Consider the following 1,268-nt stretch of genomic DNA (forward strand, 5'->3'; position numbering starts at 1 on the left):
AGACCCCCACCCCCGACCCCGTCCCGCATCACGCCCCGCTCGCCGAGCCGACCCCATCCACCGCCGTGACACAGACCGTGATGCAGCCGCATCACGCTGCATCAGCCCCCGTGACCAGCGTAGATCCCACCGCGGCCCCGGTGCCCGCGGTGCAGGCGGCGGGGGACGGCGGGGGGCGTGATGCGGTGGGTTCGGGCGGTGACGCGGGTGATGATGCGCGTGATGCAGGGCGTGATGCAGCTGACGCGGACGGCGCGGGGCGTGATGCGCGGGTGCTGCAGCTGGCAGCGCGGGGCGCGAGCTCGCGCGCGATCGCAGCGCAGCTCGGCGTCTCCGCCAGCACCGTGCAGCGGATCGTGCGCGCGCAGACCGCGGGGTGACCGGCCGGCCGGGTGCGGCAGGGGGCGTGCGGGTCGACCCGGTGCTGGTGCAGCCTATGTGCCGGGGTGGCCAGGCTCGGCGACGGAGTCGAAACCGCGCGACACGGCGCGCAGGCCCCGTTTCAGTTGACATGCGCGATTCGTGCTGTTCGCTGAGAACGGAAGAAAGGAGATTCCCATGACGACCCCGACTCTGATCACGCGCCCGGCCGCGGCACGCCGTCTCGGTGCCACCGCCGGAGTGGTGCAGCGACTCATAGCCGCCGGCCATCTTGCGCCGGCTTACCGCATCGGCGGCCGAGTAATGGTCAGCGCCGAAGCGGTTGAGGCTTACCTCGACGCGGCGCGGATCACGCCGGCGAGCGCCTGACCACCTCCCAGACACGGCAGAAGCCGGGGCTCCTACACCCCGGCTCCAGATGCCACCAACCCCGCGAAAGGCCTGACATGACCACTGTAACTTCCGCGCCGCCCCCTGCCCAGCCCGGCGCGGTCGCCACGCCGGGCTGGGTCGACGTTGCCGGCACGCACGCGTGGCGCCTGCCCGATTCGGCAGCGTGTCGCTGCGCCGCATGGGAACACCTGCGTATCGAGACCGTCGTCGTCGTCACGCACGAGCCGGCGCACTGCGTCCGCGGCCGAGCCGACGCAGACATCCTGATCCGGCAGCACCCGTGGGAGGAGTACGTAGACGCCTCGTCTGTTCCCGATGTCGCCCCGTCCCGGTCGCTCGACCGTGCTCAGCTCGCAGGCTTCCTGCGCGGTGACCTCAGCGCCCCCGATCCTCTCGCCGAGGTGCGGGCCGAGCGCGCGGCCGAGGAGGCCCGCACGATCCCGGCCGCCCTGGCGCCGCCCGCGGACGCGGTAGCGGCGGCCTGCTCAACCCAC

At 72.9% G+C, this 1,268-nt stretch carries 3 protein-coding genes; all 3 read left to right on the forward strand.

The genetic code is table 11. From position 1 onward, the window contains the following. A partial coding sequence (locus ABD908_RS27345; RefSeq protein WP_345002054.1) for a helix-turn-helix domain-containing protein occupies positions 1-380 on the forward strand: 380 nt, incomplete at its 5' end. Between the two features lie 178 nt (positions 381-558). After that, complete coding sequence (locus tag ABD908_RS27350; protein ID WP_345002056.1) at positions 559-750, forward strand: helix-turn-helix domain-containing protein; 192 nt, start codon at positions 559-561, stop codon at positions 748-750. 77 nt (positions 751-827) lie between these two features. Continuing rightward, the coding region (locus ABD908_RS27355; RefSeq protein ID WP_345002058.1) for a hypothetical protein at positions 828-1,268 on the forward strand (441 nt) is incomplete at its 3' end.

Origin of the sequence: Tsukamurella soli (assembly GCF_039541155.1) — a bacterium.
GTDB classification, from domain to species: domain Bacteria; phylum Actinomycetota; class Actinomycetes; order Mycobacteriales; family Mycobacteriaceae; genus Tsukamurella; species Tsukamurella soli.